Annotated in this window: 12 protein-coding genes; 7 read left to right on the top strand and 5 right to left on the bottom strand. The window is 61.2% G+C overall.

Annotated elements, in window-relative coordinates; genetic code table 11:
* Window positions 1-51: 51 nt before the first annotated feature.
* Window positions 52-1185, bottom strand: a complete 1134-nt coding sequence (locus AC127K_RS03480; RefSeq protein WP_483721593.1) for an ROK family transcriptional regulator — start codon at window positions 1183-1185, stop codon at window positions 52-54.
* A 232-nt stretch (window positions 1186-1417) separates the two neighbouring features.
* On the opposite strand from AC127K_RS03480, the gene xylB reads away from it, so the two are divergent.
* The 4 genes from xylB to AC127K_RS03460 are packed head-to-tail and all read left to right on the top strand — an operon-like array spanning window position 1418 to window position 7499.
* Entirely contained in the window at window positions 1418-2902 is a 1485-nt protein-coding gene (xylB, locus tag AC127K_RS03475; protein WP_483721592.1) for a xylulokinase, read from the top strand.
* Between the two features lie 20 nt (window positions 2903-2922).
* Complete coding sequence (locus AC127K_RS03470; RefSeq protein WP_483721591.1) at window positions 2923-3564, top strand: DUF4867 family protein; 642 nt, start codon at window positions 2923-2925, stop codon at window positions 3562-3564.
* A 32-nt stretch (window positions 3565-3596) separates the two neighbouring features.
* Complete coding sequence (locus AC127K_RS03465) at window positions 3597-5087, top strand: L-fucose/L-arabinose isomerase family protein (protein ID WP_483721590.1); 1491 nt, start codon at window positions 3597-3599, stop codon at window positions 5085-5087.
* Between the two features lie 39 nt (window positions 5088-5126).
* The gene (locus tag AC127K_RS03460; protein ID WP_483721589.1) at window positions 5127-7499 is read left to right on the top strand and encodes a phosphoketolase family protein; all 2373 of its coding nucleotides are present in this window, start codon (window positions 5127-5129) and stop codon (window positions 7497-7499) included.
* 68 nt (window positions 7500-7567) lie between these two features.
* Here the strand turns inward: AC127K_RS03460 and AC127K_RS03455 are convergent, their stop codons facing one another.
* The gene (locus tag AC127K_RS03455; protein WP_483721588.1) at window positions 7568-8125 is read right to left on the bottom strand and encodes a chromate transporter; all 558 of its coding nucleotides are present in this window, start codon (window positions 8123-8125) and stop codon (window positions 7568-7570) included.
* Window positions 8122-8709: a chromate transporter gene (locus AC127K_RS03450; RefSeq protein WP_483721587.1), complete on the bottom strand. Its 588-nt coding sequence runs from the start codon at window positions 8707-8709 to the stop codon at window positions 8122-8124. Before AC127K_RS03450 ends, AC127K_RS03455 begins: the two co-directional genes overlap by 4 nt.
* A gap of 123 nt (window positions 8710-8832) precedes the next feature.
* Between AC127K_RS03450 and AC127K_RS03445 the strand changes: the two genes are divergently transcribed.
* Complete coding sequence (locus AC127K_RS03445; protein WP_483721586.1) at window positions 8833-9708, top strand: LysR family transcriptional regulator; 876 nt, start codon at window positions 8833-8835, stop codon at window positions 9706-9708.
* Between the two features lie 63 nt (window positions 9709-9771).
* Here the strand turns inward: AC127K_RS03445 and AC127K_RS03440 are convergent, their stop codons facing one another.
* A complete protein-coding gene (locus AC127K_RS03440) occupies window positions 9772-10281 on the bottom strand; it encodes a class B sortase (protein WP_483722170.1) in 510 nt (169 codons plus the stop codon).
* A gap of 182 nt (window positions 10282-10463) precedes the next feature.
* Window positions 10464-12464 carry a glycogen synthase gene (locus AC127K_RS03435; RefSeq protein WP_483721585.1) on the bottom strand — a complete coding sequence of 667 codons (2001 nt, stop codon included), beginning with the start codon at window positions 12462-12464 and terminating at the stop codon, window positions 10464-10466.
* A gap of 362 nt (window positions 12465-12826) precedes the next feature.
* On the opposite strand from AC127K_RS03435, the gene AC127K_RS03430 reads away from it, so the two are divergent.
* Both AC127K_RS03430 and AC127K_RS03425 read left to right on the top strand, forming a co-directional pair.
* Window positions 12827-13915: a type 2 periplasmic-binding domain-containing protein gene (locus AC127K_RS03430; RefSeq protein WP_483721584.1), complete on the top strand. Its 1089-nt coding sequence runs from the start codon at window positions 12827-12829 to the stop codon at window positions 13913-13915.
* Window positions 13916-14045: 130 nt separating this feature from the next.
* Entirely contained in the window at window positions 14046-15527 is a 1482-nt protein-coding gene (locus tag AC127K_RS03425) for a glycoside hydrolase family 32 protein (protein ID WP_483721583.1), read from the top strand.
* Window positions 15528-15648: the final 121 nt, after the last annotated feature.

The following is a 15648-nucleotide window of genomic DNA, read 5'->3' as shown; positions in this document are numbered from 1 at the left end:
AAAACGCCGCCGCAGTGCCCGGAGCCTGCGGCGGCGTTTTGTATGGAGCGATCACAATTGTTCCAGAAACCGGTTGATGAAATTCAGCGCCACACCCAGGGAAGCGGCATGCTTGGGGTAATGGCACAGGTGCACATAGTCGGCGTTCTCCGCAAAGGGGTCCAGCTGGGCGGTCAGCCGGCGCAGTTCAGGCAGATAAGGCGGCAGATACTGGGCCAGATAGCCTCCCAGGACGATGTTGCAGTCCAGGGTCATGCGGATGATGCACAGCCCCTGGGCCAGATGCTGCAGGTATTCCTGCCACAGGGTCACATACGCCGCATTGCCTTCTTCCAGACCCGCAAAGAACTGTTCCACCGTGATGCCCAGGTCGGAGGAGATGCGGGCGGAGGAACAATAGGCTTCCAGGCAGCCCTGCTTGCCGCACTGGCAGCGCAGCCCTCCCGGCTGCACGCAGATGTGCCCGAACTCGCCGCTGCGGCCGTTCTGCCCGGTATAGGGGGCCCCGTTCATGAGCACCGCACCGCCCACGCCCCCTTCCAGGGACAGGTAGGCCATGCTGTCGGTCTCTTTGCGGGCAAACCATTCCGCATAGCCGCCGCAGGTGGCGTCGTTGCGGAAAAGGGTGGGGTAGGGGATGGCATCGGTCAGCGGCTGCAGGTCGGCGTTCTGCAGATGCATGGTGGGGGCGGCCAGAATGCGGGTGCCTTCTGCGTTGAGAATGGCGGGCAGCGCCACCCCCACGCCCAGCAGCTTGTCCCGGTTCAGGCCGAAATCTGTCAGAAAGGCTTCCAGCTCTGCCACCAGATACCGCCCCAGTTCTTCCAGTCCGGCGGTGCGGGGATGGCTGCTCTTGCGGTAGGCGATCTCTTCCAGCCGCAGGTTGGCGGCCAGCATGCGGAAGTGATCGCCCGAAACCGATACCCCCACCGCAAACCGGGCATTTTCCGCCACGGTCAGGCGCAGGGCCCGCCGCCCGCCGGTGGAAGCGCTCATCCCGTCGGGGCGCACCAGCTCCGCACGCAGCAGTTCGGTGAGATTCTGGTGCACGGTGGGCAGGCTCATGGCCAGGTCTTCGGCAATCTCCTGCTTGGAGCGTCCGCCCGGGGCATCATACAGATACCGATAGATGCTGTTTCTGGTAAGACGGCGGCGTTCAGTGGCCGTCTCGTGGAGCTTTTCCATAAAAATTCCTCTTTGCCTTTTGTAAATGTTCTTGGTAGAATGCTGCTTCTTTCATCCTAGCGGAGCCGGCGCAAAAAGTCAACAAAAGTTGCTCATTTGCCGATAAGCTACAGAAAATCCCCCTATCTTTTGTGGATTCTGGCGGTTGACAGGGGAACGCGGGCAGGGTATGATGTAAAAAGAATTTCCATAAAATTACTTTACTAAAGTATCAGGAAAAGGTGGAATTTCCATGTTGTATATCGGTGTGGACCTGGGGACCTCTGCCTGCAAATTCCTGCTGGTGGATGAAGCCGGCAAGGTCTGCCATCAGGTCACCCGGGACTACCCGCTGCACATGCCCCACACCGGATGGAGTGAGCAGGACCCCGCCGCCTGGTGGCAGGCCTGTCTGGACGGCATCCCCGCCCTGCTGCAGGGGTTTGATCCGGCCCAGGTGCAGGGCATCGGCGTGGGTGGCCAGATGCACGGTCTGGTGGCGCTGGATGAGGCAGGGCAGGTCATCCGTCCGGCCATTCTCTGGAACGACAGCCGCACCGCCAAGGAGACCGATTACCTGAACAATGTGGTGGGGCGGGAAACCTTGAGCCGCTACACCGGCAACATTGCCTTTGCGGGGTTCACGGCGCCCAAGATCCTGTGGATGGAGGAGAACGAGCCCGAACTGCATGCCCGCATCCGCAAGATCATGCTGCCCAAGGATTATCTTGTCTGGCGCATGACCGGCGTGCATGCCACCGATTACTCCGACGCCTCCGGCATGCTGCTCCTGGATGTGGAGCACAAGTGCTGGAGCGAGGAAATGTGTGAGGTCTGCGGCGTGGATCCTTCCTGGCTGGCCAGACTGTACGAAAGCTGGGAATTTGTGGGCTGTCTGCTGCCGGAAGCGGCTGCCGCCCTGGGCCTGCCGGAGACCGTGAAGGTGTGCGCGGGCGCAGGGGACAATGCCGCCGCGGCCGTAGGCACCGGCACGGTGGGGGACGGGCGCTGCAATATCAGCCTGGGCACCTCCGGCACGGTCTTCATCAGCAGCCGGACCTTTGGGGTGGATGCCACCAACGGTCTGCACGCCTTTGCCCATGCGGACGGCGGCTGGCACCTGATGGGCTGCATGCTTTCCGCCGCTTCCTGCAACAAATGGTGGATGGAGGACATCCTCAAAGTCACCGATCGGGACTATCCCGCCGAACAGTCCCCCATCACGGCCGACAGGCTGGGGCACAACCCGGTCTTCTTCCTGCCCTATCTCATGGGCGAGCGCAGCCCCATCAACGATACCGACGCCCGGGGCACCTTCCTCGGGCTGAGCATGGACACCACCCGGGCGGACATGACCCAGGCGGTGCTGGAAGGGGTGGCCTTCGCCATCCGGGATTCGGTGGAGGTGGCCAGATCCATCGGGGTGTCCATCCCCCGGTCCAACCTCTGCGGCGGCGGGGCCAAAAGCCCGCTGTGGGGCACCATCCTGGCCAATGTGCTGGGCATCCCCCTGGACATCCTGGTCACCGAACAGGGCCCCGGCTACGGCGGCGCGCTGCTGGCCATGGTCTGCTGCGGCCGGTATGCCACCGTGCAGGAGGCCACCGACGCCCTGGTCCATGTGAGCCGCACCATTGAGCCGGACCCGGAGCTGACCGCCCGGTATGAGGAACGGTACCGGAAATTCAAGCAGATCTATCCGGCCTGCAAGGCTCTGTTCAAAGAGCTGGCCAAGTAAGCCAGAGGGAGGAACCATACATGACCATCTATCCCGTTACCGCGCCGGAATTTGCCCCCTACGGGCGCATCATCACCGGCTATGAGAATGAGTGTGCCGCTGTGGTGGGGGCGCTGCGCACCTCCACCCCGCTGCCCGACGCCACCGGCTATGTGCCGGAGGAACCGGCCTTGCAGAACCTGCCCGAAGCATCGGTCCTGGGGGCCGCCCTTTTCGGGGGCATGCCCTTTCAGATGGGCTGGTGCAACGGCCACAACACCAGACTGAACTGCCTGGAATACCACCGGGACAGTGAATTCAACCTGGGGACCCAGGACTTCATTCTGCTGCTGGCCAAGGAGGACGAGATCGAAAACGGAAAGTTGGACACCGCCAGGGTCAAGGCCTTCCGGGTGCCGGCGGGTACGCTGGTGGAAGTTTACGCCACCACCCTGCATTATGCTCCCTGCCACACCGATCCCGCCGCAGGGTTCAAGGTGCTGGTGGCCCTGCCCAAAGGCACCAACACGCCCCGGCCCGACCTGCCGGTGCGGGGTGGGGATGATGCCTGCCTCTGGGCCTGCAACAAGTGGCTGCTGGCCCACCCCGAATCGTCCGAAGCCGCCCAGGGCGCCCAGGCTGCCCTGACCGGCATCAATATTGACATCGCACAGGACCTGTAAACCAACCATTGTACATAAGGGAGGAACCTGCCATGAAATCCGCCAATATCCCCGAAGTCCGTCTGGGCATCGTCGCCGTCAGCCGCGACTGCTTCCCCATTGCCCTGTCCACCCAGCGCCGCAAGAACATCGTGGCCGCCTGCGGTGCCAAGGGCTTTGAACCCTATGAATGCAGCATTACGGTGGAGAATGAAGCCGATATGCAGAAAGCCCTGGAAGAGGTCAAGGCCGCCGGCTGCAATGCGCTGACGGTGTTCCTGGGCAACTTCGGTCCCGAAACCCCCGAGACCCTCATCGCCAAATACTTTGACGGCCCCTGCATGTTCGTGGCGGCCGCCGAAGGAGACGGCGACATGATCAACGGCCGCGGCGATGCCTACTGCGGCATGCTGAACTGCTCCTACAACCTGGGAATGCGCCACCTGAAGGGATATATCCCCGAATACCCCGTGGGCACCGCCGAGGAACTGGCCGACAAGATGGCCGAATTCCTGCCCATCGCCCGCACCATCCTGGGCGTGCGTGATCTGAAGATCATCACCTTCGGTCCCCGCCCGCAGGACTTCTTCGCCTGCAACGCCCCCATCAAGGGTCTGTATGAGCTGGGCGTGGAGATCGAGGAAAACTCCGAGCTGGACCTGCTGGTCAGCTACCAGGCCCACAAGGATGACCCCCGCATCCCCGAGGTCTGCGCCGACATGGCCGCCGAGATGGGCGAGGGCAAGTATTACCCCGACCTGTTGGCCCGCATGGCCCAGTTCGAACTGACCCTGCTGGATTGGGCCGAAGCCCACAAGGGCAGCAAGAAGTATGTGGCCTTTGCCGACAAGTGCTGGCCGGCTTTCCCGTCCCAGTTCGGCTTTGAGCCCTGCTATGTGAACAGCCGCCTGGTCAGTCGCGGCATCCCTGTCTCCTGCGAGGTGGATATCTACGGTGCCCTGAGCGAATATATCGGTATGTGCGTTTCCGGTGACACCGTCACCCTGCTGGACATCAACAACAGCGTACCCAAGTACATCTACGACGAGGAGATCGCCGGCAAGTTCGATTACAAGCTGACCGATACCTTCATGGGCTTCCACTGCGGCAACACGCCGTCCTGCAAGATGTGCGCCGACCGTGCGGTGAAGTACCAGCTGATCCAGCACCGTCTGCTGGAACCCGCCGGCAGCGAACCCGATTTCACCCGCGGCACCCTGGAAGGGGACATTGCGCCGTCCGACATCACCTTCTACCGCCTGCAGTGTGACAGCGAGGGCACCCTCCGGGCCTACATTGCCCAGGGCGAGGTGCTGCCGGTGGCCACCCGTTCCTTCGGCGGCATCGGCATCTTCGCCATCCCCGAGATGGGCCGCTTCTACCGCCATGTGCTGATCCAGAAGCGCTATCCGCACCACGGTGCGGTGGCCTTCAGCCACTGCGGCAAGGCCCTGTTCGAGGTCTTCAAGTACCTGGGCATTGCCGATATTGCCTACAACCAGCCCAAGACCCTGCCCTATCCCACCGAGAACCCCTGGGCCTGATTTTGTAACAGCCATTTGTATAGAGGAGGATGGATTCCCATGAGCCTTTCTCAGACGGAACTGCAGCGCATCAACGCCTATTGGCGGGCGGCCAACTACCTGGCAGCCGGTCAGCTCTACCTGCTGGATAACCCGCTGCTCCGCCGTCCCCTGACCCGGGACGACGTGAAAAAGAAGATCGTCGGTCATTGGGGCACCGTACCCGGCCAGAACTTTGTGTATGTGCACCTGAACCGCATCATCAAAAAATACGACCAGGACCTGATCCTTATCTCCGGCCCGGGCCACGGCGGCAACTTCTTTGTGGCCAACGCCTACCTGGACGGCACCTACAGCGAGGTGTACCCCAACATCAGCCGGGACGAGGAAGGTATGCGAAAGCTGTTCAAACAGTTCAGCTTCCCCGGCGGCATTTCCAGCCATGTGGCCCCCGAAACCCCCGGTTCCATCAACGAAGGCGGCGAGCTGGGCTACTCCATCGCCCACGCCTTCGGTGCCGTGTTCGATAACCCCGACCTGATCTGCGCCGTGACGGTGGGCGATGGCGAAGCCGAGACCGGCCCCCTGGCCACCAGCTGGCAGTCCAACAAGTTCCTGAACCCCAAGGGCGACGGCGCGGTGCTGCCCATCCTGCACCTGAATGGCTACAAGATCTCCAACCCCACAGTGTTCGGCCGGATGACCCACGAGGAGATGGAACATTTCTTCCTGGGCTGCTCCTGGAAGCCCTACTTCGTGGAGGGTGACGATCCCATGACGATGCACGCCAGGATGGCCGACACCCTGGACACCGTCATCGAGGAAATTCACGACATCCAGCGCCGCGCCCGCGCCGGGGAGGAGATGGGCCATATCCAGTGGCCCATGATCGTGCTGCGCACCCCCAAAGGCTGGACCGGCCCCAAGGTGGTGGACGGCAAGCCCATCGAGGGCACTTTCCGGGCCCATCAGGTGCCCATCGACATCACCCTGGGCACGCCCCATCAGGAAGAACACCTGCAGCAGATCGAGGAATGGCTGCGCAGCTACCATCCCGAAGAGCTGTTCGACGAAAAGGGCACCCTGATCCCTGAACTGCAGGAACTGGCTCCCAAGGGCGACCGCCGCATCGCAGCCAACCCCCACGCCAACGGCGGCAAACTGCTGCGGGACCTGCGTACTCCCGACTTCAGGGACTACGCCATCGACCTGCCCGCCCCCGGCAGCGTGGAAAAGCAGGATATGATCGAACTGGGCGGCTATATCCGGGACCTGTTCAAGCTCAACGCCGACGCGAAGAACTTCCGCATCTTCGGACCGGACGAGACCATGTCCAACCGGCTGTACAAGTGCTTTGAGGCCACCAACCGGGACTGGAACTCCACCATGGTGGAGGGCGACGAGTTCCTGGCCCATGACGGCCGCATCATGGACTCCATGCTCTCCGAACATCTGTGTGAAGGCTGGCTGGAAGGGTACCTGCTTACCGGCCGCCACGGGTTCTTTGCCTCCTACGAAAGCTTCATCCGGGTGGTGGACTCCATGGTGGCCCAGCACGCCAAGTGGCTCAAGGTCTGCAACCAGCTGCCCTGGCGCCAGAGCATTGCCTCCCTGAACCTGATTTTGTCCTCCAACGTCTGGCAGCAGGACCACAACGGCTACACCCATCAGGACCCCGGCTTCCTGGACCACATCGCCAACAAGAAGGCCGATGTGGTGCGCCTGTACCTGCCGCCGGATGCCAACTGCCTGCTTTCCTGCTTTGACCACTGCATCCGCAGCCGGGATTATGTGAACGTGCTGGTCACCTCCAAGCATCCCCGTCCCCAGTGGCTGACCATGGAGCAGGCGGTCAAGCACTGCACCCAGGGCGTGGGCATCTGGGAATGGGCTTCCAATGATGCCGGCCAGGAACCGGATGTGGTCATGGCCTGCTGCGGCGACACCCCCACCCTGGAGACCCTGGCCGCGGTCACCATCCTGCGGGATGCCATGCCGGAACTGAAGATCCGGGTGGTCAACGTGGTGGACCTGATGAAGCTGGAACCCAGCACCAAGCATCCCCACGGCCTGACCGATGCGGACTACGATGCCCTGTTCACCAGGGACAAACCCATCATCTTTGCCTTCCACGGCTATCCCACCCTGGTCCATGAACTGACCTATGAGCGGTTCAACCGCAATCTCAGCGTGCACGGCTATCAGGAGGAAGGCACCATTACCACCCCCTTCGATATGCGGGTACAGAATGAGATCGACCGCTTCCATCTGGTCAAGGATGTCATCCAGCATCTGCCCCAGCTGGGCAACCGGGGTGCCTACCTGATCCAGGAAATGAACGACAAACTGGTGGCTCACAAGAACTATATCCACGAAGTGGGCCAGGACATGCCCGAGATCCTGAACTGGAAGTGGCACCTGCCCCAGGAATGACCTGCCTGTAATCACAATGCAAAAGCCCGCTGGGACCCATTGGTTCCGGCGGGCTTTTTGTAATGAATTCACAGCAGGGTGTGGGCGGCCAGTCCCAGCGCCCCGCACAGGCACATGGTCAGGATGGGGTCCCATTTGAACCGGCGCAGGATCACAAAGGCGGCCGCAAACAGGGCGGTATCGATCCAGCTCAGGGTTTCAAGGCCCGGGGCGCTGCCGTTGAACAGGACCATGGCCAGAATGGACAGTCCGGCCCCCAGGATCAGGGCCACCACCACCGGCCGCAGACATGCCAGTACGTTCTGTAATATAGACAGGTTCTGATACTTGTTGTAAATATAAGCCAGCAGGGAAACGAGAATCAGCGCAGGGGCAATGCAGCCCAGGGTGGCCACGATAGCCCCCGGAATGCCCGCAATGCGCACCCCCACGAAGGTGGCCGAGTTGATGGCGATGGGGCCCGGTGTCATCTGGGCAATGGTGATCAGGTCGGTGAATTCCTGCAAAGTCAGCCAGGGATGCTGCTCCACCACCTGGCTCTGGATCAGGGGCATGGCCGCATAACCGCCGCCCACACTGAACAGCCCCACCTTGAGAAAAGTGAAAAAGAGTTCTGCGTAAATCATGACCGCGCCGCCTTTCTGTGCTGCCAGACAGCCCGCACCACCCCGAAGGCGGTGGCGGCCAGGATGATCAGGATCACGTTGACGTTGAAAACAAAACTGGCAAGGAAGGCGGCCACCATCAGCCCGATGAAGAGGGGAGAGCGGGTCTTGAGCACATCGCCTCCCAGATCGCAGACCACATCCAGGATGACCGCAGCCACACCGGCCTGCATGCCTTTGAGCACCAGAGCCACATAGGGGTTGGCGGCAAAAGCCTGGTAGATGAAGGAAATCAGGGTCAGGATGACCATGGGCGGCAGGATGGACCCCAGCACCGCCACCACCATGCCCGGGAACCCGGCCACCCGCCATCCCACCAGAATGGCCGCATTCACCGCAATGGCGCCGGGGGTGGACTGGGCCAGGGCGGTCATGTCCAGCATTTCCTTTTCTTCCAGCCAGTGCAGTTCATCCACGAATTTCCGCTTCATGAAGGTGACGATGACGTATCCGCCCCCGAAGGTGAAGGCACTGATATACAGGGTGGCAAAAAACAGGGTCCGCAGCTTTTGGGTCCCGGTCAGGGACGGCTGATCCTTTTCCATCTTTCCGAACTCCTTTCAAACGCTTTGTTCCCAGTATACCCCTTGCATCCTTATGTGTAAAATGCTATTGTTTTATAAAATCCATAACTTTATTGCATGAATCACACAAAGGAGGGGCTCCCCTTGACCCTGCGTCATCTGCGTATCTTTACCGAGGTTTTCCGCACCCAGAGTGTGACGGCGGCGGCCCGGAATCTGCACCTGACCCAGCCGGCGGTGACCCGGGCCGTGCAGGAGATGGAGCGGCATTACGGCCTGCCGCTGTTTGAACGCATCCGCCGCCGCCTTTCGCCCACCGCCGAAGCGCGGCGGATGTTTCCCCAGGCCAATCACATTTTGGAAGCCTTCGACCGGATGGAGGAGGAACTGCGGGACCGGGAGGAGCAGGGCCTGGTCCGTGTGGGGGCCACGGTCACCTTGGGCGGCACTTTGCTGCCTGGTCTTGTACAGCGCTTCCGGCAGGAGAACCCCAACGTGGAGGTGCGGGTCACGGTGGCCAACGGGGATGCCGTGGCCGCCGCACTGGAAGAAAACCGGCTGGACCTGGCGCTGCTGGAAGGCCGGGTGAGTGACCGGAACCTGCACTGTGAAGGCATCGGACGGGATCGCCTCTGTCTGGTGCTGCCCCTGTCCCATCCCCTGGCATCCGGCGCGGAGGTAACGGTGGAGGAGCTGGCTGCGCTGCCCCTGCTGGTGCGGGAACCGGGCAGCACCGCCCGCGCCCTGCTGGAAGAGACCCTGCAGGCCCACGGCTTTGCTTTGGATCCGGTGTGGGAAAGCACCGATACCGCCTCACTGCTCCAGGGGGTCCTGCACGGCCTGGGTGCAGCGGTCCTGCCGGAGCAGACCGTAACGGCTGCGGTGCGGCAAGGTCTTGTATGTACCCGGCCGGTGTCCGGGGCATCTTTTGAGCGCCGCCGGGTCCTGGCATGGCACCGGGACAAGTACCTGACCGGATCCATGCAGCGGTTTATCACGCTGTGCCAGACCGAAAGATGAGATACAAAATACAGATAACGGCCTTCTTGCGTAACATACGAAGAAGGCCGCTTTTTATTCTGTTCAGGCTTCGCCGGGGCGGTACCGGGCCACTACCACAAAGCGGCCGTCCTTTGTGTGGTAACTGCAGGTAGACAGGGTCAGAAGCCGGTCACCCGGCTCTGCCCGTACGCCTGTGTCATACAATGCGGCGGCCAGGACCTGGTTTGTGTAAGACTGGAAGGCCTCCGGGGAGGACAGATCCGTGGCATAATAATACCGGAATACATTCTCTTCATCCGCAGCGTAAATGCGGCTGTAAAAGGCAGCCATCACAGTAAAGGTCAGCCGCTCGTAGCTGCCGTCCGGCTGGATCAGGTCATAGGTGATTTCCGGATGGGCGGTAGCGTAGTCTGGATCAGAATACCGGTTCAAGGTGCCGAACATGGTCCCGTCCTGCATCTTGTGTCCATAGATGAGGATGTGGACGCCGTCAGGCGTGCATCCATACGAAATGAACAGGCTGCCGCTCATGGCATCACTGCGGTCAAATGCCCGACGGAGATAGTATTGCGGGTCGTCCGGCGTGTACATCACGGGGTAATCAATTCTTATCTTTTGGGCAGCGAAACGGCAACAATATGGAAACAAAAACCAATTTTTTTATTTTTATATCCGGGTTTCTTTTGACTATAAAAAACGTGCTCCCGGACAAGCACCGGCTGTCCGAAAGCACGTTTGGCTGATGTAAAGATTCTTTTACCGCGCCCCGGGGATTACCACGGCGTCAGTTCCAGGTACAGGTCCTTGTACTGGCGGGCGGAATTCTCCCAGGAAACATCCTTGGCCATATCCCGCTGGACCACTTCGTCCCAGTGATATCGGTTGACGAAGTATTCGGTCTTGGCGCGGTTGATGGCATCCAGCAGCAGGCCGGCGTCGTACCGGTCAAAGGTGAAGCCGTTGCCGTCGCCGTTGAAGACGTTGTAGGGTTCCACGGTGTCCTTCAGGCCGCCGGTCTCCCGCACGATGGGCAGGGTGCCGTAGTGCATGGCGTTGAGCTGGGTCAGGCCGCAGGGCTCAAAGCGGGAAGGCACCAGCAGGGCGTCGGCGCCGGCATAAATGCGGTGGGCGCGGGCTTCGTCGTACTGGATGCAGGCGCAGAACATGCCGCGGTAGGCGTTTTCATAGTAACGGAAGGTATCCTCGTATTCCTTGTCGCCGGTGCCCAGCACCACCACCTGGGTGTTGCCGTCCATCAGCTCGGGTACGATGGCGTTGACCAGATCCAGGCCCTTCTGGTTGGTCAGGCGGGAGATCAGGCCGATGACGAACTTGCCCTGATCCTGCACCAGGCCCAGTTCTTCCTGCAGGGCCAGCTTGTTCTGCCACTTGTGGTCCAGCACGTTGGTGATGTCGTAGTTCACGGCCAGGGCCGGGTCGGTGGCAGGGTTCCACATTTCGTAGTCGATGCCGTTGACAATGCCCCGCAGCTTGTAGCTGTGATAGCGCAGGTGGTCCTCCAGCTTTTCGCCGTATTCGGGGGTCTGGATCTCCCAGGCGTAGGTGCCGCTGACGGTGGTGATGCGGTCGGCGTAGGCCAGACCGGCCTTCAGCATGTTGGCATCCTCGTAGCCCTGCTTCATGGCGCCCATGTTGAAAACTTCGTCCGGCAGGCCGGTCCAGTATTTCAGGGTGGGGATGTTGTAGATGCCCTGGAAGCGCAGGTTGTGGATAGTCAGCACCGTCTGGGCGTGGCCCACGGGGGTATCCTGGAACATGGTGCGCAGATACACCGGCACCAGGGCTGCCTGCCAGTCATGGCAGTGGATCACGTCGGGAATCCAGTTCATCCAGTTCAGGGCCGCCAGCGCCGCCTTGCTGAAGAAGCAGTACTTGGGAATGTCGTCCACCAGGCCGATGTAGGGATTGCCGGCAGAGAAGAACTCCTGGTTGTCGATGAAGTCATACACCACGCCGTCGTGGACATACTCCATGATGCCCACATAATATTCCCGGCCGGTCTCGCCCAGGTCCATGTAAAATTCGCCGCGGTAAACCATCTGATCCTGGTACTTCTGCGGGATGCAGGCGTACCGGGGCAGGATCACCCGCACGTCACAGTTCTGCTTGACCAGTTCCCGGGGCAGGGCGTACATCACGTCGCCCAGACCGCCGGTCTTGACAAAGGGATGGCATTCCGAACCGATAAACGCCACACTTCTGCGGGGGGTATCATAGTGCTGTTCCATAGGTGCTTCCTCCTTCGGCTGAACCGGCTGCTCCACAACGGGGGCCGGTTCTTCCACAACAGGCTTCGGCTCTTTGACTGCGGGGGCCGGAGTCGCTTTCTTGGCAGCGGGTTTTGCTTTCTTGGCAGCGGGTTTTGCCTTCTTGGGAGCCGGCTCCGCCTTCTTGGCGGCAGGCTCGGCCTTCTCGGCGGCGGGCTCGGCCTTCTTGGCAGCAGGCTTTGCCTTCTCGGCGGCGGGCTCGTCCTTCTTGGCGGCAGGCTCGGCCTTCTTGGCGGCGGGCTCGGCCTTCTTGGCGGCGGGCTCGGCCTTCTTGGCGGCAGGCTTTGCCTTCTCGGCGGCAGGCTCGGCCTTCTTGGCGGCAGGCTTTGCCTTCTCGGCGGCAGACTCGGCCTTTTCGGCGGCGGGCTCGGCCTTTTCGGCGGCGGGTTCCGCCTTTTCGGCAGCAGCGGCGGGTTTGGTCACGGCAGCCGGAGCGGCTTTTGCCTTGCTCGCCTGCTTTTTGGGTTGCACTTTTTTCTGTGCCATAACATCGTGTCCTTTCGATTCTTCCTTCACTGGTACCGCAAGTCGATGGACCGCTTATAGGGGAGCGGTCCCGCGATACTTGATTGCGCTGGGGCAGTCATCGGGGGCAAAACGGCAGTAAATGCCCGCCCTTGGGATGCTATAGGAAATATTAGCATATATTCGTTGAAATTTCAATGCTGAAGCTGATATTCTTTGTCACTTTTGCCCTTTTGCAGCTTTTTGAAGTAAACCCGTTGCAATTTGCCAGTGGCTGTGCTATATTGTTCCAAGTTTGAGGAGCGGCACTGAAGAATAAGACAAAAAATATCGAAGTGTCGACGAAAAACGAGATGATCCAAGGGGAGAAAGAGGGGCCTTCCATGGCTGTGATCGAAGCAGAACAGCTGTGCAAACAGTTTCAGTACAGCACCAAGGCAAAAGGGCTCAAGGGAACGCTGTACAATCTGTTTGAAAGACAGAAATTGACCAAAACGGCGGTGGACAACATCTTCTACGCCGGTTTCGGCTTCACCAACTGGACCAACGACGTCTGCATGGACCTGATCCTGCAGCCGGACGGCCAGGTCAACTTCGTCAGCGATGACGACAACTACCGCGCCGCCCTGGAATACTTCCACGACTGGTTCGCCGAGGGCCTGATCGACCAGGAAGCCTTCAGCCAGGATGATACCCAGTACATGGCCAAGTGCTCCCAGGGCCGCGTGGGCGTGGCTACCTGGTGGTACATCGAGGAGCTCATGGGCGACAAGTCCGACGACTATGTCTTCCTGCCCGTTCTGGACGGCCCCGACGGCACCCACAACGTCACCGTGCGTGACGGCGGCGGCATCACCTCCGGCAACCTGTGCATCACCTCCGCCTGCGAAAGCCCCATCAACCTGCTGAAATTCTACGATCAGTGGTACGCTCCCGAAAACGTCATGCAGCTGCAGTACGGCCCCATCGGCGTCTACTTCACCGGGCAGGACGAAAACGGTCTGTGGCAGAGCATCACCGATGAAGAGTCCCAGGCCCAGTTCGGCAAGAGCGCCGGCAAGCTGAAGAGCGAATACGAAGTGGCCGGTCCCAAGCTGATCCTCTCCGATTACTACGCCACCACCTTCGAGATGGAACCCCGCGCCCAGGAACGTCTGAATGACCTGTATGATTACTGGATGCCCTTCGTCTCCGACACCACCTGCTATCCCATCGACTGCATCTTTACCCAGGATGAGCTGGACACCATCGACCGCTACCGTGTGGACTTTGAAGGCTTTGTCTCCGAGCAGGAAGCTGCCTGGCTGCGGGACGGCGGCATCACCGATGAATCCTGGGCCGCCTACAAGGACAACCTGAACAGCTACGGCATGAACAAGCTGCTGGAAGTGTACCAGGCTGCCTATGACCGCTACGTGCAGACCCTGGAGACCGAGGGCGCTGCCGTGGCCACTGCCGAAACCGCAGAGTAAGTCTGCAACCCACCCAGAACAACCGCCTTGCCGCCAAGCCGGCGCACCGAAGACCGGGACGCCCGGACGGTGCGCCGGCCTTTGGCGGAAAGGCATCCACACCATCACACCATAAAGAGAGGACTTTCCCATGCCGCGCACTATGAGCAAACTGGAGGCCGCCCGCAAATTTGAGCGGGAGGAAGCCGCCAAAATTCCGGCAAGCGAACGCCTGCACTTTCACCTGACGCCGCTTGTGGGCTGGATGAACGATCCCAACGGATTCTGCTACTATAATGGACAGTACCATCTGTTTTACCAATATCATCCCTACAACACCGTCTGGGGGCCCATGCACTGGGGCCATGCCGTGACCGAAGACCTGCTGCACTGGGAATACCAGCCCTGTGCTCTGGCCCCGGACATGGCCGCCGACGCGGCCGGCTGTTTCTCCGGCAGTGCGGTGCCCATGCCGGACGGGCGTCTGCTGCTGCTGTATACCGGTGTGCAGCCCGCCACCACCGACCACAAGGAGCGTCAGGCCCAGTGTGTGGCCGTGGGGGACGGCCGGGACTTTGTGAAGGATGAAGCCAACCCGGTCATCACGGCGGATATGCTCCCGGAGGGATACAGCGAGGTGGATTTCCGCGACCCCAAGATCTGGGTGGAGGACGGACAGTACTACTGCGTGCTCTCCAATCGGCATAAGACGGAGCAGGGGACCATTCTGCTGTTTCGGAGCCGGGACGGACACCGCTGGGAGTTTGTCAGCGTGATCGACGCCAACCACGACGAGTACGGCAAGATGTGGGAGTGCCCGGACTTTTTTGCCCTGGACGGGGTGCAGGTGCTGCTGGTGAGCCCCCAGGAGATGCGCGCCACCGCCGACAGTGAGTTCCACGCCGGGGAAGGCACCGTGGCCCTGCTGGGGCGGTACGATGCCGCCACCCATGCCTTTGCCCGCCACAAGGTGCAGGTCATTGATTACGGCCTGGATTTCTATGCCCCCCAGACCACCCTTTCCCCGGATGGCCGCCGCATCATGGTGGCCTGGATGCAGAGCTGGGCCACGGCCAACCATGACCCGGCGCATCGCCCCTGGTTCGGCCGGATGACCCTGCCCCGGGAACTTTCCGTGCGGGATGGCCGGCTGTACCAGCAGCCGGTGCGGGAACTGCAGGGTATGTGGCGTGATACCGCCCTGCTCCGCGGGGTGAAGGTGGAGGAACCCACCGCGCTTCCCGGCATCGGAGGCCGCAGCCTGGACCTGACCGTGACCGTGCACACCGCCCAGAGTCCGGCCTGCCGGCGTTTTACCCTGCGGTTCGCGGCGGACGATGTCCTGTACAATGAGATCCGCTGCGATATCGACCGGGGCGAGCTGGCCTTTGACCGCAGCCACGGCGGCAGCCGTCGGGATATTCCCCATACCCGGCACATCAAGGCCGAACCCCGGGACGGCAAACTGACCCTGCGCCTGATCCTGGACAAGGACTGCGCCGAACTGTTTGTCAATGACGGGGAGCGGGCGCTGTCGGCGGTGCTGGACACACCGCTGCCCGCCGGCAAGATCTTCTTTGCCGCGGACGGAGGCCCTGCCTGCCTGGATGTGGTGCAGCACCACCTGGGATAAGGCGGCATGTCTGTGCCGTATTCCTTCCAAAGTGTTTCCCTTCCATGCCTGTAAACCGGCAGACCCGCCGCACCTGTGCTCAGCGCAGTGCGGCGGGTCTTGCCGGTTTTTGGTGCAGTGC

This window comes from Subdoligranulum sp. DSM 23681 (genome assembly GCF_057005535.1).
The sequence above is the reverse complement of the archived record's forward strand: the minus strand, read 5'-3'. Positions and strand labels throughout refer to the sequence as shown.

Excerpts from the sequence above, each read along its gene's own strand:
- AC127K_RS03435 (WP_483721585.1), bottom strand. The coding sequence starts at position 12,464 with ATGGCACAGAAAAAAGTGCAACCCAAAAAGCAGGCGAGCAAGGCAAAA.
- AC127K_RS03460 (WP_483721589.1), top strand. The coding sequence starts at position 5,127 with ATGAGCCTTTCTCAGACGGAACTGCAGCGCATCAACGCCTATTGGCGG.
- AC127K_RS03440 (WP_483722170.1), bottom strand. The coding sequence starts at position 10,281 with ATGTACACGCCGGACGACCCGCAATACTATCTCCGTCGGGCATTTGAC.
- xylB (WP_483721592.1), top strand. The coding sequence starts at position 1,418 with ATGTTGTATATCGGTGTGGACCTGGGGACCTCTGCCTGCAAATTCCTG.
- AC127K_RS03470 (WP_483721591.1), top strand. The coding sequence starts at position 2,923 with ATGACCATCTATCCCGTTACCGCGCCGGAATTTGCCCCCTACGGGCGC.
- AC127K_RS03425 (WP_483721583.1), top strand. The coding sequence starts at position 14,046 with ATGCCGCGCACTATGAGCAAACTGGAGGCCGCCCGCAAATTTGAGCGG.
- AC127K_RS03455 (WP_483721588.1), bottom strand. The coding sequence starts at position 8,125 with ATGATTTACGCAGAACTCTTTTTCACTTTTCTCAAGGTGGGGCTGTTC.
- AC127K_RS03450 (WP_483721587.1), bottom strand. The coding sequence starts at position 8,709 with ATGGAAAAGGATCAGCCGTCCCTGACCGGGACCCAAAAGCTGCGGACC.
- AC127K_RS03465 (WP_483721590.1), top strand. The coding sequence starts at position 3,597 with ATGAAATCCGCCAATATCCCCGAAGTCCGTCTGGGCATCGTCGCCGTC.
- AC127K_RS03430 (WP_483721584.1), top strand. The coding sequence starts at position 12,827 with ATGGCTGTGATCGAAGCAGAACAGCTGTGCAAACAGTTTCAGTACAGC.
- AC127K_RS03480 (WP_483721593.1), bottom strand. The coding sequence starts at position 1,185 with ATGGAAAAGCTCCACGAGACGGCCACTGAACGCCGCCGTCTTACCAGA.